We start from the raw sequence: 20,329 nt of genomic DNA on the forward strand, positions 1-20,329 counted from the left end.
GTACTCCCGCCTCGCCGCCCGGCGCGGACCGATGAAGGCCCTCGTCGCGGTCGAACACGCCATGCTCACCGCCGCCTGGCACATGCTCACCACCGGCGAACTCTACAAAGACGCCGGCGCCGACTACTTCAGGCTGCAAGCACCAGCCAAAACCAAGGCCCGCGCGATCGGACAGCTCGAAGCCCTGGGCTACCAAGTGACCCTCGCGCCCCTGCAACCCACCGGATAATCCTGCCTCAAAACGACGACCGCCAGGGCAACCAGTCAACGGGACAACGTCACCGCAATTTTCATGTCAGTCACGGTACTCGGCACACGATGGCCCCCGCGGCGCCCTTATTCATAGACGTCTGCGAGGACCTGGCGGCTGAGGCTACACCCTGCCGGGCGGCGGCCCCGGGAGGCTGGTTGCATGGTTCAGCTCCTATAGGACTGCTCCCCCAGTGCAGGCCGCCGGTCCATGCCGCGGCCGGCGTTCCTAGGACTCACAGACCCCCCTTCCCGTCGGCGGACCCCTCCGAGCTACACCTATAGTCGAAGAATGGAGCAACGAATATTAGGCAAGACAGGGCGTATGGTCTCTGTGGTGGGCCTGGGTACGTGGCAGCTGGGAGCCGACTGGGGCAGCGTGGACCAAGCCGAGGCCGGCCGGATCCTGGCAGCCGCGGCGGACGCCGGAGTGTCTTTTTTTGATACCGCAGACGTCTACGGCGACGGGCGGAGCGAGCAGACCATCGGGGCCTACCTCGCCGCGAACCCCGGCCTGGACATCACGGTGGCCACAAAGATGGGCCGGCGCATGGAACAGCAGCCTGAGAACTACACGCTGGCCAATTTCCGACAGTGGGTGGACCGTTCGCGGCGGAACCTGCAGACCGAGTGTCTGGACCTGGTGCAGCTGCACTGTCCCCCGACCTCCGTCTACAGCCGCCCGGAAGTCTACGAGGCGTTGGACACTCTGGTCAGCGAAGGCGTCATCAGGAACTACGGCGTCAGCGTCGAACGTACAGACGAAGCGTTGGAAGCCATCAGCCATGACGGTACAGCGACCGTGCAGATCATCCTGAACGCCTTCCGGCTCAAACCGCTGGAGGAGGTCCTTCCGGCGGCGCAGGCCGCTGGTGTTGGGATCATCGCCAGGGTCCCGCTGGCCTCCGGACTGCTGTCCGGAAAGTACTCCCGTGACACCGCTTTCGCCGCGGACGACCACCGCAATTACAACCGCAGCGGTGCGGCCTTCGACGTGGGCGAGACGTTCTCCGGCGTCGACTTCGAGCAGGGGCTGGAGGCTGTGGCGGACTTCGGGAAACTCGTTCCTGCCGGGGCAACAACGGCCCAGGCCGCCATTGCCTGGATCGCAGCACAGGACGGCGTCAGCACTGTCATCCCCGGGGCCAGGAGCCCGGAACAGGCCCACTCCAACGCCGCCGCGGCAGCGGTGATGGAGTCCATTGGCCGGGACTTCAGCGCCGGTGTGCATGAGATTTACGACAGAAACTTCCGCGGGGCCGTTCACTCGCGCTGGTAGTCCCGGGGCGGGGCGGTGGATTCCCGGACGACCAACCGCGTGACGAGTTCCACCCTGCGGGAATCCAGCACTTCCCCACGCCTCTGTCGGAGGATAAACCGTAGCGCGGCCCGGCCCATCTCCTGCAGCGGCTGGGTCACGGAGGTGAGGGCAGGCACGGATTCCTCGGCCTGGTAGGTGCCGTCGAATCCCACCAGGCTCATGTCCTCGGGAACCCGGATTTTCTGCCGGCGCGCCTCGGCGAGGACGCCCAGGGCGATGCTGTCGCTTGCCGCAAAGATGGCCGTCGGCCGCTGCTCGAGCTGGAGCAGGGCCTTCATGCCGTTGGCGCCGTGCTCGGACCGGAAGTGACCGGAGATGATGTATTGGTCTTGGACCGGTACTCCCTCCGCCCTCAGGGCAGCCATGTATCCGTGCAGCCGCGCCTGATTGCATTCGGCCGCATCAGGCCCGCCGATATAGGCAATCCGACGGTGGCCCAGCCCCAGCAGGTGCGAGGTAGCGTCCTTGCCGCCGGCCCAGTTGGTAGTTCCGACGCTGACCACATCCCCCGGCGGCGGATTGAGCGGGTCGATGACCACCACGGGAACCCCCCGACGGTGGAAGGCGTCCAGATGGGCCGCGCCGAACGCCGACGTCACCACGATCATCCCGCAGCGTCCTTCGTCAATGATCCGCTGTGCCCGCTGCTCCGCCGTCAGGATCGAAGCGCCCTGTTTGCCCGTGACGTTGAGCAACACCTCAATGTCGGATTCAGCCGCATACTCCAGGACGCCATTGAGCACCTCAACCGCATAGGCCGAGTTCAGTGAGTCGAAAACGATTTCCACGGCCTGGCGGCCGGAAAGATTCTTGCGCTGCTGCAGCGGGGACTTGTATCCGGTCCGCGCGAGCACGGTCAGCACCTTCGCCCTGGTGTCGGCGGAGACGTCGTCGCGCCCGTTGATGACCTTTGACACTGTCGGTGCAGAAACGCCGGCCTCGCGGGCGACCGCGGCCAGTGTTAACTTTTCCTGATGTTCCACGGCGATACTCGGCTCCTCAAGTTTTCGAAATATTTCGCTGATATCAGCTTGCGGTGCTTTTGGCCCAACGTCAACCCTCGGCCCGAGAAATTGTGAGCCCTCTCACTAAAAAGGCTTGACGCCTGTTCGCTGCGCGGCTAACTTTGTCTAAACAGATCGCAAGTTTTAGCGAAATATTTCGAAAAACTTCGGTTTGACTAGTTTGACCGACCACTACCCCGGCAGTGCTGCCTGATCCAAAGGCCGGACTTCCCAACACACAACGGGCCACCAGCGTCGAGCCCGAAGGATGAATGGAATGCAAATGACTAATCGTAAACTGCGCTCAGCCGCGATGGCTCTCTCCGCCGCGGCGCTCTCGCTCTCCCTCGCCGCCTGCGGCTCCAGCGGCCCCGCCGGAACGACCGCCAGCGCGGACTCGGCCACCATGTGGGGCCTCACCGGCGGCAACCAGCCCGTCCTGCAGCAGTCGGTGGATGCCTGGAACACAGCGCACTCCGACCAGACAATAAAACTCGACTTCTTCGCGAACGATGCCTACAAGACCAAGGTCCGCACCGCCGTCGGCGCCGGCCAGGGCCCCACGTTCATCTACGGGTGGGGCGGCGGGGTCCTGAAGTCCTACGTGGACGCTGGCCAGGTGACCGACCTGACGGACTTCCTCAAGGAAAACCCCGACGTCGCGGACCGCTACCTGCCGTCCATCCTGGAAAACGGCAAGATCGACGGCAAGATGTACGCGGTGCCCAACAACAACGTCCAGCCCGTCGTCCTGTACTTCAACAAGGAAGTCTTCGAAAAGATCGGCGCCCAGCCGCCCAAGACGTGGGATGAACTCATGGCTCTGGTGCCCAAGTTCAAAGAAGCCGGAGTGGCACCGTTCTCCCTCGGCGGTCAGTCCAAGTGGCCGGACCTGATGTGGCTTGAGTACCTCGTTGACCGGATCGGCGGCCCGGAGGTCTTTGCGAACATCGCCGCGGACAAGCCCGGCGCATGGTCGGACCCTGCTGTGAAGGAGGCTCTCACCAAAATCCAGGAACTCGTGGACGCGGGCGGATTCATCAACGGATTCTCCTCCATCGCCGCCGACAGCAACGCCGACCAGGCCCTGCTGTACACCGGTAAGGCCGCCATGGTCCTGCAGGGCGGCTGGATCTACCAGGGCATGAAGAAGGACGCTGCGGAGTTCGTCTCCAGCGGCAAGCTCGGCTTCACCACGTTCCCGACCGTTGCCGGCGGCAAGGGCGACCCCGCGAACGTGGTGGGCAACCCCTCCAACTTCTGGTCCATCTCGTCCAAGGCCACCGACAGCCAGAAGAAAGCCGCCCTCGAGTACATCAAGAACGGGATGTTCACCGAGGCCGACACCCAGGCCCTGATCGACTCCGGAGCCGTCCCCGTGACCACCGGCATCGAAAGCAAACTGGCTGCCTCCCCGGACAAGGACTTCCTGACCTTCGTCTACAGCATGGCCAAGGACGCTCCGGACTTCACGATGTCCTGGGACCAGGCGCTGAGCCCCGCCCAGGGCGACGCAATGCTCTCCAACCTGGACCAGATCTTCCTGCAGAAGATCAGCCCCGAGCAGTTCATCGACACCATGAACGCCACGATCGGAAAATAGCCAGTGTCTGCCTCAACCGGAACCTCCCGACGGGCCCTTGAAACGGGCCCGTCGGGGTGGCTGGCCGTCCCAGCCCTCGTCTTCTTCCTCGCCTTCGCTATCATCCCCTTGTTCGGCGTCCTCTTCCTCAGCTTCACGAAATGGAACGGGCTCGGCGAGATCCAGCTTGAAGGGTTCTCCAGCTGGATCACGGCGCTGACGGACCCGATCACAGCCAACGCCCTCGTGGTGACGGCGAAGATCATGTTCTTCTCCTTCATCGTCCAGGCGCCGATCAGCCTGTTGCTGGGCGTTTTCACCTCCGCCGGCCACAAATACCGGGCGGCCCTGGCTGTCCTGTACTTCGTGCCGCTGCTGCTGTCCTCCGCGGCGGTCGCGATCGCCTTCAAGGCCCTGCTGGACCCGAACTTCGGCCTGGGCGCGGGGCTGGGCCTGCCCATCCTCACCCAGGACTGGCTCGGCAACTCGGACCTCGTGCTCTTCGTGGTGGTGTTTGTGATCGCGTGGCAGTTCGTCCCGTTCCACACCCTCATCTACCAGGGCGGCGTCCGCCAGATCCCCACGTCGCTCTATGAGGCGGCACAGATCGACGGTGCAGGACGCATGCAGCAGTTCTTCAGCATCACTCTGCCGCAGCTGAAGTACACGATCATCACCTCCTCCACCCTCATGGTGGTCGGCTCGCTCGCCTACTTCGACCTCATCTTCGTCCTGACCGGCGGAGGGCCGGGGTACGCCACGCGCCTGCTGCCCCTTCACATGTACCTGACCGGTTTCAAGGCCAATGACATGGGCGCCGCGAGCGCCCTCGGCGTCATCCTCGTGGTGATCGGCCTCGTCCTGGCCCTGATCCTGCAGCGCATCGGCGGCAAGAACCGCAACGACAGCCAATTGGAAGGTGCCTGATGGCTTCCACAACCCAGCTCCCCGCCCGGCCCTCAGCACCCAAGGACGACGGCGGAACGCCCCGCCGGCGCGCGAAGGGCCCGGGACGCAGCCGGCCTAACCTCATCGGCGGAGCGGCCGGGTGGATCTGGCTCGCGGTCATCATCGTGCCTATCTACTACGTCGTGGTGACGAGCCTGAAGAACCAGGCGGGCTTTTTCACCTCGAATCCGATGCTGCCGCCCACCGAGCCGACCCTGGACAACTACAAGCTGGTTCTGGAAAACGACTTCGTTAAGTACTTCACGAACTCCCTGATCGTCACGATCGGCAGCGTTATCCCGGCCCTCCTGGTCTCGTTTATGGCCGCATACGCCATCGTGCGGGGCAAGTCCCGGTTCCTGAGCTGGACCAACAACCTCTTCCTCCTTGGCCTGGCCGTTCCGCTGCACGCCACGATCATCCCGATCTACTGGATGATCACCAAGGCACACCTGTATGACACGCTGCTGGCGCTCATCCTGCCCTCGATCGCCTTTGCCATCCCGATCTCCGTCCTTATCCTCTCCAACTTCATGCGTGACGTGCCCAATGAGCTGTTCGAATCCATGCGCCTCGACGGGTGCTCGGACTGGGCCATGATGTGGCGCCTGGCGCTGCCGATGACCCGCCCGGCCGTGGTGACCGTCGGTATCTACAACGCACTGGGCGTCTGGAACGGCTTCCTGTTCCCGCTCATCCTGACCCAGAGCCCTTCCACCCGGGTGCTTCCGTTGTCCCTGTGGACCTTCCAAGGCGAATTCAGCGTCAACATCCCCGCCGTCCTGGCCTCCGTGGTGCTCGCCACCCTGCCGCTGCTGGTCCTCTATGTGGTGGCCCGCCGCCAACTGATCAGCGGACTCACCGCCGGGTTCAGCAAGTAACCGGCCCACGCCCCGAAAGGAATCATTATGACTACCGCCCAGCCCCTCCGGGTCGGGATGGTCGGCTACGCCTTCATGGGCGCCGCCCACTCCCACGCCTGGCGGACCGCCCCCCGGTTCTTTGACCTGCCGCTGGAACCGCAACTCACCGCCGTCGCCGGCCGCAATCACAACGGCGTCCGGGCGGCGGCGGCCAAGCTTGGCTGGGCCTCCACCGAGACGGACTGGCGGCGCCTGATCGAACGCGACGACATCGACCTGATCGACATCTGCACCCCGGGTAACACCCACGCGGAGATCGCAATTGCAGCCCTTGAGGCCGGCAAGCACGTGCTGTGCGAAAAGCCGCTGGCCAACTCGGTCGCCGAGGCCGAGCGCATGACAGCGGTCGCAGACGCTGCTGCCAAGCGCGGGGTGTTCTCGATGTGCGGATTCAGCTACCGCCGGACTCCGGCACTCGCGCTGGCCCGGCGCTTTGTCCAGCAGGGCCGGCTGGGGACTGTGCGCCAAGTAAGGGCCCAGTACCTGCAGGACTGGCTGAGCGACGAAAATGCCCCGATGACCTGGCGGCTGGACAGGTCCAAGTCCGGGTCCGGATCCCTGGGGGACATCGGAGCGCACATCATCGATGCCGCCCAGTGGATCACCGGCCAGAACATCACCGGTGTTTCAGCCCTGCTCGAAACCTTCGTGCAGCAACGCCCGCTTGCCGGAGACATGGTAGGCCTGGGCGGCCACGGCGACGTCGGAGCAGACGCGCCGCGCGGAAGTGTCACCGTGGACGACGCAGCAATCTTCACGGCACGGTTCGACGGCGGTCCCATCGGTGTGTTCGAGGCCACACGTTACGCACTGGGCCGCAAGAACGCCATGCGGATCGAGATCAACGGCAGCAAGGGCTCCCTGGCCTTCGATTTCGAAGAGATGAACGTCCTGTCCTATTACGACGGCGCCGACTCCCCCGATGCCGGCTTCCGCCGGATCTTCGTCACCGAACCCGAACACCCCTACGCAGCCAACTGGTGGCCCACCGGCCACGGCCTCGGTTACGAGCACGGCTTCACCCACCAGGTTGTCGACCTGGTGAACGCCGTCGCGGAACAGCGCCAGCCGGAACCGTCGTTTGCCGATGCCCTGCAGGTTCAGCGCGTGCTGGCCGCCGTGGAAACCAGCGCCGCGAACTCCAGCCAATGGCAAAACGCCTGAGACAAATGCCGGAACCCAAAACCAGACCTGTACGCGAAAACGAGGCACGCTCCATGACACGACCTATCACCCTCTTCACCGGCCAATGGGCTGACCTGCCCTTCGAGGAGGTGGCCCGCCTCGCCGGCGAGTGGGGCTTCGAAGGCCTGGAAATCGCCTGCTGGGGTGACCACCTTGACCCCCGGCGCGCCGTCGAAGACGATCTCTACCTCCAGGGCCGGCTGGACATCCTGGAAAAGAACAACCTCAAGGTCTTTGCCATCGCCAATCACCTCACCGGCCAGGCTGTCTGCGACGACCCCATCGACGAGCGACACCGGGACATCCTCCCGGACGGCGTGTGGGGCGACGGCGACCCGGAGGGCGTCCGCACCCGGGCCGCCGAGGCCATGAAGGACACGGCCCGGGCCGCGGCCCGCCTGGGCGCCACCACCGTCACCGGATTCACCGGGTCCTCCATTTGGAAGGCCGTGGCCATGTTCCCGCCGGCCTCCGCAGCCATGATCGACCGCGGCTACCAGGATTTCGCGGACCGCTGGAACCCCATCATGGACGTCTTCGACGACGCCGGAGTCCGCTTCGCCCTGGAGGTCCACCCCTCCGAAATCGCCTACGACTACTGGACCGCCAAGCGCACCCTGGAGGCAATCGGCCACCGGGAAAACTTCGGCCTGAACTTCGATCCCTCCCACTTCATCTGGCAGGACCTGGACCCGGTCATGTTCCTGCAGGACTTCGCCGAGAAGATCTTCCACGTACATGTCAAGGAATCCATCCGGCAGCTCGATGGCCGCAACGGCCGGCTGGGATCGCATCTGCCCTGGGCGGATCCGCGCCGGGGCTGGGACTTCGTCACGGCCGGTCACGGTGACGTGAAGTGGGAACCCATCTTCCGCACCCTCAACGCGATCGGCTACCAGGGACCCACAAGTGTCGAATGGGAAGACGCGGGAATGGACCGGATGATCGGAGCGCCCCAGGCCCTGGCCATGGTCCAGGAACTCGCCCGCATCGCCCCTCCCGTCGCCGCCTTCGACTCTGCCTTCGCGAGCCGCTGACCACCACTTCCGGTCTCCGGACCGCAATCCAAACAAAGGAAATGCCATGACAGAGAACAAGACCGCACTCGTGGTCCGGGGCGGGTGGGACGGCCACCAGCCCCTGGAGGCCACGGAACTCTTCATCCCGTTCCTCAAGGACAAGGGCTACGACGTCCGGGTCGAGGAGTCCACAAAGATCTACGCCGACGCCGAGTACATGGCCGGCGTGGACCTGGTCATGCAGTGCATGACCATGACCACCATCGAAAAAGACGAATTCGAAGGCCTGCGCACAGCCCTCGAGAACGGCACCGGCATGGCCGGCTGGCACGGCGGGATCGCCGACTCCTACCGGAACACCTCGGACTACCTCCACCTGATCGGCGGCCAGTTCGCCTGCCACCCCGGCAAGCACCCCGACGAGCTCACGGGCGAGCAGCCGGACAATTACGTTCCCTACGCGGTCAACATGCTCCCGGCCGCAGCAGACCACCCGATCACCCGGGGCATCGGCGACTTCGACCTCGTCACCGAACAGTACTGGGTCCTCACCGACGACTACATCGACGTCCTGGCCACCACCACGCAGAAGGTCCGCGCATGGGACCCCTGGCACCGTGAAGTGACCTCGCCTGCCATCTGGACCCGGCAGTGGGGCCGGGGCCGCATTTTTGTCGCCACTCCCGGCCACAACATCGAAATCCTCCAGGACAGCAACGTCCGAACCATCATCGAAAGGGGCCTGCTGTGGGCAAGCCGTTAAATGTAGGAATCATCGGCTGCGGCGCAATCATCGCCCAGTACCTGGCCAACATCCCCCGCCTCGAGGCACTCAAGCTGGTGGCCGTCGCGGACCTTGACCCGGCCCGCGCCCAGGCTGTGGCCGACGGCTACGACGGCGTCCGGGCCGTGTCCGTCGAGGACCTGCTGGCCGCCGAGGACGTGGACCTGGTCCTGAACCTCACCATTCCGGCCGCACACGCCGACATCGCCCTCAAGGCGATCGCGGCCGGCAAGAGCGTGTACGGAGAAAAGCCGCTGGCGGCCACGACTGCCGAAGCACGCCAGGTGCTGGACGCGGCACGCGAGGCCGGGGTCGCCGTCGGCTGCGCCCCGGACACCGTCCTGGGGACCGGGGTGCAGACGGCCCGCAAAGCCATTGACGACGGCCTGATCGGGGCCCCCATCTCGGCCACGGCCACCATGGTCACCCCCGGCCACGAACGCTGGCACCCCAACCCGGACTTCTACTACCAGCCCGGCGGTGGGCCACTGTTGGATATGGGCCCCTACTATGTCAGCGCCCTCGTCAACATGCTGGGGCCGGTGGTCTCGGTGATCGGTGCCGCCAGCCACACCAGGACCGAGCGCACCATCGGCTCCGGCCCGCGCGAGGGCCAGGTGATTACGGTCTCCACCGACTCGCACGTCACCGGGATCCTAGTCCACGCCTCGGGGGCACTCTCCACCCTGGTGATGAGCTTCGACGCGGTAAACACCAAATCCTCGAACATCGAGATCCACGGCGAACGCGGGACGCTCGTGGTTCCGGACCCCAACTACTTCGAGGGCGACGTCGAACTCTTCGCCCTGGGCGCCGACGCCTGGGAGACCCTTCCGGTTTCGGCCGGGTACCTGGACTCGGGCCGCGGCTTCGGCATCGCGGACCTGGCCGCCACCCCGGCCGGATCAGAACCGCGGGCCGGCGGGCAGGTGGCCTACCATGCGCTCGAGGTCATGGAATCAGTACTGGAATCAGCGCGCAGCGGGGCGGCCGTTCCGATCCAAAGCACAGCGGCCCGGCCTGCCCTGGTGGAACTGACCGTTCTGGCAGCCGCCACCGTGGACGCCGCGCAGACCCCGGCGGAGGGACAGGTGCAGGAAGTCACGGCCTAGCAGGACCTGAAACGGCGGCCGGTCACGGATAACTTCCGTGACCGGCCGTCGCTCGTTGAGGCGCCGGGCGTTAATTTACCCATTGACCCTGAGTGATCCGCGTCATATTCTATTTTTGGAAGTAAAATTCCACGATGCGTAAATATCGCACGGATGACCATGAATAGAGGCTGTCGTGACCATTGACAACAACGACCTGACGGATGCCGATCTGGCGGTCTCTGACGCCGATCCTTCGTTGTACAACGAGGACCTCGCCCCGCTGCCGGCGTCCAGACGAACCTGGGGCTGGTTCGCCATTTTCAACGTCTGGTCAAACGACATCCAGAGCCTGGCCGGCTACACGCTGGCCGCCAGCCTGTTCATTACCGCCGGTATCAATGGCTGGTTCGTTTTTGCCGCCATCCTGCTCTCCGGATTCATCATCAAGGTCCTGGTGGACCTGAGCGGCCGGCCAAGCGTCAAGTACGGCTTTCCGTTCCCGGTGCTTGCCCGGGCGTCGATGGGCGTGCGGGGAGCCCAGTTCCCGGCCATTATCCGTGCCGTGGTCGCCATTTTCTGGTACGGCGCCCAGACATATTTCGCGTCGACGGCAATTTCCCTGGCCATAAACGCTCTGCTGGGGAGGCCGGGAGGCGCCGAGTTCCTCGGGATGGACTGGGTGTCCTGGGCTTCCTACGTGATCGCATCTGCCCTGCAGGTGGCGCTCTTCCTTGGCGGTATCGAACGCATTGCAGGCTTCCTCAACATCGCAGGGCCAGCCGTTTACCTGGTGATGATCGCACTTCTCGTGGCCATCTGGGTGCAGGTGGGCGCTGAACTGCCTCAGGCGGTCGGCACCATTTTCTCCCGCGCCGACGTGACGGGGTGGGCTGCCTTCTCGGCTTTTGCAGGGGTCACGGGCACCATGGTGGCCTACTTCGCCGCCGTCGTCATCAACTTCGGTGACTTTGCCCGCAACGTCCGCACGGAGCGGGCCATGCGCTTCGGCAACCTGACGGGCCTGCCGATCAGTCTGGCCCTGTTCACCTTTCTTTCCGTGTTTATCACGGCGGGCGCCTACCTCCTGTACCAGGGCGGGCAGGGGGAACCACTGACCAATCCCGCCGACATCGTCGGACTCGTGGACAACGTCCCCCTGACCGTCCTGGCTGCAGCGACATTCCTGGTCGCGACCCTGGGCATCAACGTGGTGGCAAACTTCATTCCCCCGTCCTACTCGTTGTCCAACATCAACCCCGCCCGGATCTCCTTCCGCAAGGCGGGCATGATCACAGCCGTCGCCGGGTTCATCATCGGCGCACTGTGGGTCGCTGTCATTTCAAACATCGGCCTACCCAAGTTCGTGGACACGCTCGGCGCAGTGCTCGCGCCGCTCTACGGCATCATCATCGCCGACTACTACTTCGTGCGGAAACAACGCCTCAACCTTCACGACCTGTACTCGATCGACCCCGAAGGCGCCTACCACTTCACCGGTGGATGGAACCGCAGGGCGCTCGTGGTCTTCGGTCTCGCTGCTGTGTTCTCGGTTCTGGCCGTGTGGTTGCCGCAGCTTGCACAGCTCAGCGGTTTCGCGTGGCTCTTCGGTGCCGCCTTGGGCGGACTCTTCCACTGGGTGGCGATGAGGAAGTTTGTCGTCCAGACTTCCCATCACGACCGCTAGACGATCCTTCCATGAGGGTCTGTCGACCACTGAGCCTCTGGAGCTGCCATTGCATCCGGGAACGGGGTGGAGCTAATCGCCCGGGTACCGGATTCCGGCTTGGCTCCGCACCTCGTCCAGGAGGGACATGATGGTCAGCGTGTCCGCCAACGGCATGGTCGGGCTCTCGGTCATGCCCTGCTGGATGCAGCGCATCACTTCGCGCAATTGGTACGTGTAGCCGCCGCCGGCAAAAACAAACTTCTCCACGCGGGTCTCGCCCGGACCCGTCGTGATGGTCAGTTCCGTCGGACCAAACAACGGCGCATTGCACTTGAGCGTCCCCTTGGTCCCTGACAGCGTGGCTGTCTGTGTGGACACTGTGGTCAGGGACGTCATCAACTGCACCTGTGCCCCGGACTCGTAGACGAGGGACATGGCGGTCTCAGTGTCCACCCCGGAACTGTTCAGGGCGGACGTGGCCGTCAGCGACTGGGGCTGGCCCAGAGCAATCTGAGCCCAGGTCAGCAGGTAGACACCGAGGTCCAGGAGGGCACCGCCGCCGTCCTCCAGCTTCCACAGCCGGGCTTCCGGGTCGTACGGTGCGGGGAAGCCGAGATCGGCCTGGATCCAGCGCACCTCCCCCAGTTCGCCCGACGCGATGATCCCGGCTGCCCGCTGGATGCTGGGCAGGAACCTGGACCAGACGGCTTCCATAAAGAACACGTTCTGCTCCCGGGCCACGCTGACGAGGTGCTCCGCTTGCCGCGCGTTAAGGGTCAGCGGTTTCTCGCACAGGACGTGTTTGCCGGCGCCCAGGGCCTCCAGCCCCACCTGGTAGTGGCTGGCATGCGGCGTCGCAATGTACACGACATCCACGCTGGGATCCTGGAGCAGCCGCCGGTGGCCGGACAGACCGCCGTCGGACAGGTCGCCGTAAGCACTGACGAAGCCGAACTCGGCGGCAAAAGCGTCGGCGCCGGCCTGCGTCCGGGAGCTCACGGCCTGAAGGACCGCGTCCGGGAGCAAGGCCAGGTCACTGACCACAATGGATGCAATCCGCCCGGTGGCGATGACGCCCCAGCGCAGCGGACGGCCCGTGGCCGGCAGCGGGTCGTGAAGACCAGCTGCCAGCAGCGGCGTTGCGACAAGGCGCGGTTCAGTTACCGGAGTCACTGTGTGCGGCCATCTTCTTGTAGTTCGCGCTGATGGACGGGTGGAAATCCGGCGCAGGGGTGGCGTCCACGGCAACGGGCCAGGCCGGCCGGTCGCCGGTCAGCGCCCAGGCCGCCTGCACGGCGGCCCCGCGGGCCACATACTCGCCCGGGGTGGGGATCACCACCGGGACGTCGAACACCTGCGCGGCAATCCGCTGCAGCGCCGGATTCTGTACCGCCCCGCCGATCAGCAGCAGCCGCCGGGCCGGGTAGCCCAGCTCCAGCAGCGCGTCCAGGCCTCCGGACAACCCGCAGAGCATGCCTTCGATCGCGGCGCGCGCCAGGTTGGCCCGGGTGGTGGACTCGATGCTGAGCCCGTGGAAACTTGCCTTGGCGTGGGGCAGGTTGGGGGTCCGTTCGCCCTCGAAATAGGGGACCAGGACTACACCGCCGGCGCCTGGTTCGGCCTCGAGGGCCAGCCGTGCCAGTTCCGTGAAGTCCACAGCCAGCACCCCGGCAATGGAGCTCAGGACCCGGGCAGCGTTCAGGGTCACGGCGATGGGCAGGTATGCCCCGCCGGCATCAGCGAACCCCGCCACCGTGCCGGTGCTGTCCGAATGTAGTTCCGAGGCGACGGCGAAAACCGTGCCGCTGGTCCCTACCGAAACCACGACGTCGCCTGGCCCGGCGCCGAGCCCGAGCGCGGCACCGGCGTTGTCCCCGGCGCCGGGGCCGAGGATGATGCTGCCGTCTCCGGCTCCGCGCACCACAGTGCCGCTGTCGGCACCGAAGCAATCCGGGTGGACCCTTCCGGCAGAATCCCCGGGGGCCACAACCCGCGGCAGGATGACCGCCGCGCCGTGCTCCCCTGCTGCCCCGGCTTCCCGGGCGTCGCGCCCGAATGCCAGCTTGAACAGGTCCAGGTCGTAGCTGCCGGAGAAAGGACTCCAGTAGCCGGTGCCGCTGGCATCGGAACGGTCAGTGGTCAGCTGTTCCAGGTCCGGGCCCAGCGGGCTGGACCCGGCCGGGCCGTAGCCGCGCAGGCGCCACATGAGCCAGTCGTGCGGCAGGGCGACGGCGGCGACCCGGGCTACGGATTCCGGTTCGTGATCGCGTACCCACCGGACCTTCGTGACGGTGAAGGACGCCACCGGGACCAGCCCGGTCCGCCGCGAGAAGTCCTCGGCGCCGACTTCGGCGGTGAGGTCCGCGGCGGACTGCGCCGAGCGGGTGTCGTTCCAGAGCAGTGCCGGCCGCACCACGTTGCCCTCGGCGTCGAGCAGCACCATGCCGTGCTGCTGCCCGCCGACAGAGAGGGCACTGATGCCGCCCAGCCCGCCGGCGTCGTTGATGGCCTCTGACAAGGCCTGCCACCAGTGGTCGGGGTGGACCTCCGTGCCGTCCGGATGCCCGGCGCGGCCCTCGCGGACCAGGGCGCCGCTTACGGCATCCAGGATGACTATCTTGCAGCTTTGTGTGGATGAGTCCACCCCGGCAACTAGTGTCATGGGTTCAGCGCGCGCCGAGCAGGTGCTCGATGAAGAGCTGCTGCAGCTTCACGAAGCCGAAGCCCTTGCCGCCGAAGTACGCGCCGGAGTCGAAGTCCTCATAGGAGGACCGGTCGGCCCGGAGCTGCTCGTGGCCTTCGCCAGCGTTGAGCGTGGGCTCGTTAATCTGGGCCACCCGGGAGGCCAGCAGGGCTGCCTGGACCTCGGGGTCGGCGCGGAATGCCTTGGCGCGTTCCTTGAGCAGCAGGTAGGTCTGAATGTTGGCGGCCGCGGAGTCCCAGACGCCGTCCATGTCCTCGGTGCGGCTCGGCTTGTAGTCGAAGTGGCGCGGGCCCGTGTAGGAGGGGCCGCCGTCGGGCCCGCCGTTTTCGAGCAGGTCCACCAGCGAGAACGCGTTCTGCAGGTCGCCGTGGCCGAACACCAGGTCCTGGTCGAACTTGATGCTGCGCTGGCCATTGAGGTCGATGTGGAAGAGCTTGCCCTGGTACAGGGCCTGGGCGATGCCGTGGGTGAAGTTCAGCCCGGCCATCTGCTCGTGCCCGGTTTCGGGGTTCACGCCTACCAGTTCGGGGCGTTCCAGGGTCTCGATGAACGCGAGCGCGTGGCCCAGGGTGGGGAGGAGGATGTCGCCGCGGGGTTCGTTGGGCTTGGGCTCGATCGCGAACCGGATGCTGTAGCCCTTGTCCGTGACGTAGTCGCCCAACAGGTTCACGGCCTCGCGGTAGCGTTCCAGGGCGCCGCGGATGTCCTTGGCCGCGTCGTACTCGCTGCCTTCGCGGCCGCCCCACATCACGAACGTCTCGGCGCCCAGTTCAGCGGCGAGGTCAATGTTGTCCAGCACCTTGCGCAGGGCGAAGCGGCGCACGCCGCGGTCGTTGCTGGTGAAGCCGCCGTCTTTGAACACGGGGTGGCTGAACAGGTTGGTGGTGACCATCGGGACCACCATGCCGGTGGATTTCAGCGCACCGGTGAGGCGGTCGATTTCCCGCTGGCGGTCAGCCGCGGAGCAGCCGAAGGGGAAGAGGTCATCGTCGTGAAAGGTGATGCCGTAGGCGCCGAGGTCGCTGAGCCGGTTGACGGCCTCCACGGTGTCCAGCGGCGGACGGGTGGCGGACCCGAACTGGTCCTGGGCCTGCCAGCCCACGGTCCAGAGGCCGAACGAGAACTTGTCTTCACGGGTGGGCTGAATCGCCATTGAAAGCTCCAAAGAGTGTTGTGGTGGATGGTGCCGGTCCGGGCCGTTTGGTAGCGACCCGCGTAAAATGTTCTGCAACCAAACATATTCGAAATCGTGGTGATGTCAACCACTTCCGGAAAAATTTTCTGCTGCACCAACCCTCCGCAGAAAAGGCTTTCCGCCGAACCCGCCTTACCGGTAGGGTTATGTTTTAGAAAACACTAAATCCGGGCCCCTGAGGCTCAAAGCTAAGGATGGCCTGTAATGGAGCAGCTCGTGACGGAACGTAACTGGGCCCGGAACCACACCTACCGCGCGCCCCGGATCGCCCACCCGGCCAGTGTGGCGGAGCTGCAGGAACAGGTGGCCGGCGCAAATCACGTAAGGGCGCTGGGCTCCCGGCATTCGTTCAATGACATTGCGGACACCTCCGGCACCCTGGTCGTCCTTGACCGCTTGGATGCGGGCCGGCCGGACGCCGGGATCAGCGTGGACCCGGTCAGCATGTCCGTGACGGTCGGCGCGGGCGTCCGCTACGGAACCCTCGCCGCCGAGCTGCAGCGTCAGGGCTTCGCCCTGCACAACCTGGCGTCCCTGCCGCACATTTCCGTAGCCGGCGCCGTCGCCACGGCCACACACGGCTCCGGGGATGCCAACGGCAACCTCGCCACCGCCGTCCGGGCACTGGAACTGGTCACCGCCGACGGCACACTCCTTTCCGCCCGCCGGGGCGACGCCTACTTCGACGGCATGGTGGCGGGACTCGGAGCCCTCGGCATCGTCACCCGCCTTACCCTGGACATCGAACCCAGCTTCGAAGTCAGCCAGCGGGTGTTTGAAAATCTCGGCTGGGACCAGGTCCTGGCGAACTTCGACGCCGTAACATCCGCCGCCTACAGCGTGAGCCTCTTCACCGACTGGAGCGGATCAACCATCGGGCAGGCCTGGCTCAAAAGCCGCACCGGCGATCCCGTCCCGGACCAAGCAGGGTTCTTCGGCGGCACCCCCGCCACGGCGGCCCTGCACCCGCTGCCCGCGGCCTCCGGCAGTATCTGCACCCAACAGCTCGGCGTGCCGGGCCCGTGGTCGGACCGGCTGGCCCATTTCCGGTTGGAATTCACCCCCAGCAACGGCGATGAGCTGCAGAGCGAATACCTCCTCCCCCGCGAGCACGCCGCTGACGCGCTCCGCACCATGCGCCGGCTCTCGGACGTGGTCACCCCGCTGCTGCTGGTCGGCGAAATCCGCACCGTCGCCGCGGACAGGCTGTGGATGAGTCCCAACTACGGCCGCGACGGCATCGCACTGCACTTCACCTGGCGCCCGGACCAGCCGGCCGTTGAGGCCATCCTGCCGCTGATCGAAGCGGAACTGGCACCGTTCGGGGCCCGCCCGCACTGGGGCAAACTGTTCGACGCCGGCGCCGGCACCCTGGCGCCGCTCTACCCGCGTTTCGGTGACTTCACCGCCCTAGCGGACCGCCTGGATCCGGCCGGGAAGTTCCGGAACAGCTTCCTGGACCGCACTGTGTTCGGCAGCTGATAATCTCGCGATGATGCCCACCTCAATCCCGCGCCCCGCCCCGCCGTCCGCCGAGCCGGATCCGTCACGGCGGAACAACCTGGCGCTGCTCACCTCCCTCATCCACCACCACGGCGTCCTCAGCCGGGCCCAGCTGACCAAGCGGACCGGCCTGAACCGGTCCACGGTGGGAACCCTGATCAGCCAGCTCGTGGCCTGGGGGCTGGTCTATGAGACGGCTCCAACCGGCGAGGCCCAGGTGGGCCGGCCCAGCCCCGAGGTGCACCCGTGCCGGTCCACGGCAGCCCTCGCGGTCAACCCGGAGATCGACGCGGTGACGATCGGGCTGGTGAGCCTCGGCGGGAAAGTCCAGCGGAAGATCCGCTTCGCCACGGAGCGGATCCCCACCGCACGGGAAGCCGTCAACAGTGCCGCTGCGGTCATCGAGGGCATGCGCTCCGAGCTCGAGGCCTTCTACCGGATCACGGGCATCGGCATCGCCGTGCCCGGGCTGGTCAACCGGGCGGACGGAGTCGTCCGGCACGCCCCCCACCTGGGCTGGCGCAACGAGCCCGTGGCCCAAATGCTCACCGACGCGACCGGTTACGAGTGCAGCGCCGCCAACGACGCCTCCCTGGCCGCGGAAGCCGAACTCATCTTCGGCGCCGGCGCCGGCCGGGAAAACCTGGTCTACGTCAACGGCGGCGCCTCCGGCATCGGCGGCGGGGTCATTTGCGACGGCGTGCTGCTGCGCGGCGCTTCCGGCTACGCCGGCGAACTTGGCCACACCTTCGTCCGGACCGCCGGGCAGAGCTGCCACTGCGGCGCCACCGGATGCCTGGAGACGGAAGTCTCCCAGTCCCGGCTTTTCGACCTTGCCGGGCTCGACGGCGGCGACGCCACCGAGCTGGAACGCGCGCTCCGGAACACCGGCGGCACCGGGGTAACGGAGGAAGTTGACCGGCAGCTGGAGTACCTGGCCATCGCGCTGCGGAACACCGTCAACATGTTCAACCCGGAGGCACTGGTCCTGGACGGCTTCCTGGGCGTCCTGCACGGACTCTCCCCCGGCACCCTGAAGCGGCTCATCCGGTCCCAGGCCCTGGACGGCCCCGCCGACGAATTCAAAATCCACCGCTCAGCGCTGGGCCCGGACCTGATGATGATCGGCGCCGCCGAGCTCGCCTTCACCCGGTTCCTGGCCGATCCCGCAAGCCTGGGCACCCTGCCCGCGCCCGCCCTCCCGGAAGGCTGACATGCCCGTCCCGAACCCCTCGCCCATGGGCGCATTCTTTGACCTCACGGCCACCATCGGCGGCCGCCACCAGCACGCCGTCGTGACGGAAGTCGCCGCAAGCCTGCGCAGCCTCACCGTGGATGGTGTGGCCCTGATCCAGGAATACCCCGTCGATGCGGAGCCGCCATTTTGCGCCGGGTGGGTGCTCGTCCCGTGGCCAAACCGGGTGGCCGACGGCTGCTGGACGTATGGAGGCGAGAGCCTGCAGCTGGACATAACGGAGCCGGAGAACCACAACGCCATGCATGGACTCCTCTCACACTCGGCCTATCGCATCGCACGTAGGACCCAGGGCAGCATCACCCTAACCGCCGACATCTCAGCACAGCCGGGTTATCCCTTCGAACTGAAAACATCCGTCCATTACGAACTGACAGAGGACGGCATAACCGTCACCCACCTTCTGAAGAACAGCGGTACCCGTCCGGCTCCCGTGGCAGTGGGCGCCCATCCATTCCTCCGTTTGGGAACGGTGGCCACGGATGAGCTGAAACTGTTCATCGATGCCGACACCCACATTGAAGTCGACGACCGGCAAAACCCCACTGGAACTACGACCGGCGTCGCCGGAACCCGGCACGATTTACGGGCCGGACAGACCATCGGGACAGTGAACCTGGACGATGCCTGGGCAGATGTTCGCCGGGACCGCTCCGGCGGCTCCGCCCACTACTTGGAGGCGCCGGACGGCAGACAGGTACGTTTGCACATGGACGCCTCATTCGGGTATGTCCAGGCATTCACCACTAAGCGCTTCCCAACGGGGAACGGGATGGTTACCGCGGTCGCGGTGGAACCGATGACCGCTCCCCCCGATGCGTTCAACAGCGGTGAAGGACTGCGCTGGCTCGGCCCCGCCCAGGCCTGGCAGCTACAGTGGAGCATCCACTTCCGTCACTGACCGAGGGGTTAAACACCGCCCGCGATGGGCAAGACCGTGATTGAGTGTCAGCGGAAGAATTCCAGCAGGACGGGAGCGACGGCGTCGGGCGCCACCGCGTGAACCTGGCCGTCGATGACGTTCTTCCGCCCGTCCTGCACGGCAGCGGCCACTGCGGTGGCAGAGGCCGCTGCCCAGGAAGCACTGGCGCCACCATGCAGGGCAAGGACGGGGGCGGCGATGCCCGCAAACCGGTCTGCCGGCACACCGCCGTCGGCCGAGAGCGTCAGGTCGTAGGGCAACGTGTGTGCCAGGGACACCAACGCCGGCCACCAGGGCGCCCTGGTCATTCCAGGGTCAAAGCCGGCACCGGCGTGCCGGAAAAATGCCTCGACCGCTTCACTGCCGCGGCCGCTGTCCGCCAGGGAGCGTACTTTGCCCACAAAAGTCTGCCAGTCATCGCCGCCGCCGGTCAGGTAGGGCGGTTCATAGACGGCGACCTTCCCGACACGGATTCCCGCCGCGGCCGCCTCCAGGGACAGAATCCCTCCCGAGGAGTGTCCATACAGATGCACGGGGCCGTCCGCTGCGGCCGCGAGTGCTCGCAAATCTTCGACTTCGCGGTCGACGGCATAGGGCGGCGTGTTCGTGCTGTCACCACGCCCGCGGCGATCATAGCTGACCACTGTGAACGCGTCCGCCAGCAAGGGGACCAGACTGGCGGCGGAATGCCGGTTGTTCAGCGCCCCGCCCACGAGGATGAGCGCCGGCCCGGACCCCGCCAGCTCATAGGCGATGGTGGTTCCGTCAGCGGACTGGACGGTCTGGATCATGGCGGTTCTCCCCTGCTGGATTGCGGACCTTGCACGGCGGCTCAGTTGCGTGCCTCAGTCTCCTCTAACCGGCAGCGGCCGGTACAACAAGGAAACCCTCGTCCAGCAAGAATAGGCCCCGGGGACCCAGAATTTACGACCTCAAGTCAGCGGTTCAAGGGCCCTGAGCAGGGAAAACACGTGC

17 protein-coding genes and 1 pseudogene are annotated in these 20,329 nt (G+C 65.9%); 13 read left to right on the top strand and 5 right to left on the bottom strand.

The window, feature by feature from the left end; all coding sequences use genetic code 11:
* Together DAD99_RS08030 and DAD99_RS08035 are read left to right on the top strand one after the other, a co-directional pair.
* Positions 1–229: pseudogene (locus DAD99_RS08030) on the top strand (IS110 family transposase); the annotation flags it as partial.
* Between the two features lie 312 nt (positions 230–541).
* Entirely contained in the window at positions 542–1,528 is a 987-nt protein-coding gene (locus DAD99_RS08035; protein ID WP_193341094.1) for an aldo/keto reductase, read from the top strand.
* Here the strand turns inward: DAD99_RS08035 and DAD99_RS08040 are convergent.
* Positions 1,513–2,553, bottom strand: coding sequence for a LacI family DNA-binding transcriptional regulator (locus DAD99_RS08040; protein ID WP_193341095.1), 1,041 nt, complete (start codon positions 2,551–2,553; stop codon positions 1,513–1,515). The two genes, DAD99_RS08035 and DAD99_RS08040, sit on opposite strands and share 16 nt — an antisense overlap.
* A 304-nt stretch (positions 2,554–2,857) precedes the next feature.
* On the opposite strand from DAD99_RS08040, the gene DAD99_RS08045 reads away from it, so the two are divergent.
* From DAD99_RS08045 to DAD99_RS08080, 8 genes are all read left to right on the top strand, one after another.
* A complete protein-coding gene (locus tag DAD99_RS08045) occupies positions 2,858–4,177 on the top strand; it encodes an extracellular solute-binding protein (RefSeq protein WP_193341096.1) in 1,320 nt (439 codons plus the stop codon).
* A gap of 3 nt (positions 4,178–4,180) precedes the next feature.
* A complete protein-coding gene (locus DAD99_RS08050) occupies positions 4,181–5,083 on the top strand; it encodes a carbohydrate ABC transporter permease (RefSeq protein WP_193341097.1) in 903 nt (300 codons plus the stop codon).
* Complete coding sequence (locus DAD99_RS08055) at positions 5,083–5,985, top strand: carbohydrate ABC transporter permease (protein WP_193341098.1); 903 nt, start codon at positions 5,083–5,085, stop codon at positions 5,983–5,985. The genes DAD99_RS08050 and DAD99_RS08055 overlap by 1 nt, the downstream gene beginning before the upstream one ends.
* Before the next feature lie 27 nt (positions 5,986–6,012).
* Positions 6,013–7,191 carry a Gfo/Idh/MocA family protein gene (locus DAD99_RS08060; RefSeq protein WP_193341099.1) on the top strand — a complete coding sequence of 393 codons (1,179 nt, stop codon included), beginning with the start codon at positions 6,013–6,015 and terminating at the stop codon, positions 7,189–7,191.
* Positions 7,192–7,244: 53 nt separating this feature from the next.
* Positions 7,245–8,249 (top strand): sugar phosphate isomerase/epimerase, encoded by a 1,005-nt coding sequence (locus DAD99_RS08065; RefSeq protein ID WP_193341100.1) that lies wholly within the window; start codon positions 7,245–7,247, stop codon positions 8,247–8,249.
* A gap of 46 nt (positions 8,250–8,295) precedes the next feature.
* Entirely contained in the window at positions 8,296–8,994 is a 699-nt protein-coding gene (locus tag DAD99_RS08070) for a ThuA domain-containing protein (RefSeq protein ID WP_193341101.1), read from the top strand.
* On the top strand, positions 8,979–10,127 hold the full coding sequence (locus tag DAD99_RS08075; protein ID WP_193341102.1) for a Gfo/Idh/MocA family protein: 1,149 nt from the start codon (positions 8,979–8,981) through the stop codon (positions 10,125–10,127). The genes DAD99_RS08070 and DAD99_RS08075 overlap by 16 nt, the downstream gene beginning before the upstream one ends.
* Positions 10,128–10,302: 175 nt before the next feature.
* A complete protein-coding gene (locus DAD99_RS08080; RefSeq protein WP_193341103.1) occupies positions 10,303–11,793 on the top strand; it encodes an NCS1 family nucleobase:cation symporter-1 in 1,491 nt (496 codons plus the stop codon).
* Positions 11,794–11,865: 72 nt separating this feature from the next.
* Here DAD99_RS08080 and DAD99_RS08085 read toward each other — a convergent pair whose 3' ends face one another.
* Genes DAD99_RS08085 through xylA form a run of 3 tightly spaced genes read right to left on the bottom strand, consistent with a single transcriptional unit; the run spans position 11,866 to position 15,632 of the window.
* Positions 11,866–12,948, bottom strand: coding sequence for a Gfo/Idh/MocA family protein (locus tag DAD99_RS08085; protein WP_193341104.1), 1,083 nt, complete (start codon positions 12,946–12,948; stop codon positions 11,866–11,868).
* Positions 12,932–14,437 carry a xylulokinase gene (locus DAD99_RS08090; RefSeq protein ID WP_193341105.1) on the bottom strand — a complete coding sequence of 502 codons (1,506 nt, stop codon included), beginning with the start codon at positions 14,435–14,437 and terminating at the stop codon, positions 12,932–12,934. Before DAD99_RS08090 ends, DAD99_RS08085 begins: the two co-directional genes overlap by 17 nt.
* A 4-nt stretch (positions 14,438–14,441) precedes the next feature.
* The gene (gene xylA, locus DAD99_RS08095) at positions 14,442–15,632 is read right to left on the bottom strand and encodes a xylose isomerase (protein ID WP_193341106.1); all 1,191 of its coding nucleotides are present in this window, start codon (positions 15,630–15,632) and stop codon (positions 14,442–14,444) included.
* Between the two features lie 246 nt (positions 15,633–15,878).
* Between xylA and DAD99_RS08100 the strand changes: the two genes are divergently transcribed.
* The 3 genes from DAD99_RS08100 to DAD99_RS08110 are packed head-to-tail and all read left to right on the top strand — an operon-like array spanning position 15,879 to position 19,333.
* Positions 15,879–17,156, top strand: coding sequence for an FAD-binding protein (locus DAD99_RS08100; RefSeq protein WP_193341107.1), 1,278 nt, complete (start codon positions 15,879–15,881; stop codon positions 17,154–17,156).
* Positions 17,157–17,166: 10 nt separating this feature from the next.
* Entirely contained in the window at positions 17,167–18,390 is a 1,224-nt protein-coding gene (locus tag DAD99_RS08105; protein WP_193341108.1) for an ROK family transcriptional regulator, read from the top strand.
* 1 nt (position 18,391) lies between these two features.
* Positions 18,392–19,333 (top strand): aldose 1-epimerase family protein, encoded by a 942-nt coding sequence (locus tag DAD99_RS08110; RefSeq protein WP_193341109.1) that lies wholly within the window; start codon positions 18,392–18,394, stop codon positions 19,331–19,333.
* A gap of 47 nt (positions 19,334–19,380) precedes the next feature.
* On the opposite strand, the gene DAD99_RS08115 is transcribed toward DAD99_RS08110, so the two are convergent.
* Complete coding sequence (locus DAD99_RS08115; RefSeq protein ID WP_227007797.1) at positions 19,381–20,145, bottom strand: alpha/beta fold hydrolase; 765 nt, start codon at positions 20,143–20,145, stop codon at positions 19,381–19,383.
* Positions 20,146–20,329: the final 184 nt, after the last annotated feature.

This window comes from Pseudarthrobacter sp. AB1 (assembly GCF_014926485.1).
Lineage (GTDB): Bacteria > Actinomycetota > Actinomycetes > Actinomycetales > Micrococcaceae > Arthrobacter.

Coding starts and splice junctions, on each gene's coding strand:
- DAD99_RS08060 (WP_193341099.1), top strand. CDS start 6,013: ATGACTACCGCCCAGCCCCTCCGGGTCGGGATGGTCGGCTACGCCTTC.
- DAD99_RS08100 (WP_193341107.1), top strand. CDS start 15,879: ATGGAGCAGCTCGTGACGGAACGTAACTGGGCCCGGAACCACACCTAC.
- DAD99_RS08090 (WP_193341105.1), bottom strand. CDS start 14,437: ATGACACTAGTTGCCGGGGTGGACTCATCCACACAAAGCTGCAAGATA.
- DAD99_RS08065 (WP_193341100.1), top strand. CDS start 7,245: ATGACACGACCTATCACCCTCTTCACCGGCCAATGGGCTGACCTGCCC.
- DAD99_RS08045 (WP_193341096.1), top strand. CDS start 2,858: ATGACTAATCGTAAACTGCGCTCAGCCGCGATGGCTCTCTCCGCCGCG.
- DAD99_RS08115 (WP_227007797.1), bottom strand. CDS start 20,145: ATGATCCAGACCGTCCAGTCCGCTGACGGAACCACCATCGCCTATGAG.
- DAD99_RS08070 (WP_193341101.1), top strand. CDS start 8,296: ATGACAGAGAACAAGACCGCACTCGTGGTCCGGGGCGGGTGGGACGGC.
- DAD99_RS08055 (WP_193341098.1), top strand. CDS start 5,083: ATGGCTTCCACAACCCAGCTCCCCGCCCGGCCCTCAGCACCCAAGGAC.
- DAD99_RS08105 (WP_193341108.1), top strand. CDS start 17,167: ATGATGCCCACCTCAATCCCGCGCCCCGCCCCGCCGTCCGCCGAGCCG.
- DAD99_RS08110 (WP_193341109.1), top strand. CDS start 18,392: ATGCCCGTCCCGAACCCCTCGCCCATGGGCGCATTCTTTGACCTCACG.
- xylA (WP_193341106.1), bottom strand. CDS start 15,632: ATGGCGATTCAGCCCACCCGTGAAGACAAGTTCTCGTTCGGCCTCTGG.
- DAD99_RS08035 (WP_193341094.1), top strand. CDS start 542: ATGGAGCAACGAATATTAGGCAAGACAGGGCGTATGGTCTCTGTGGTG.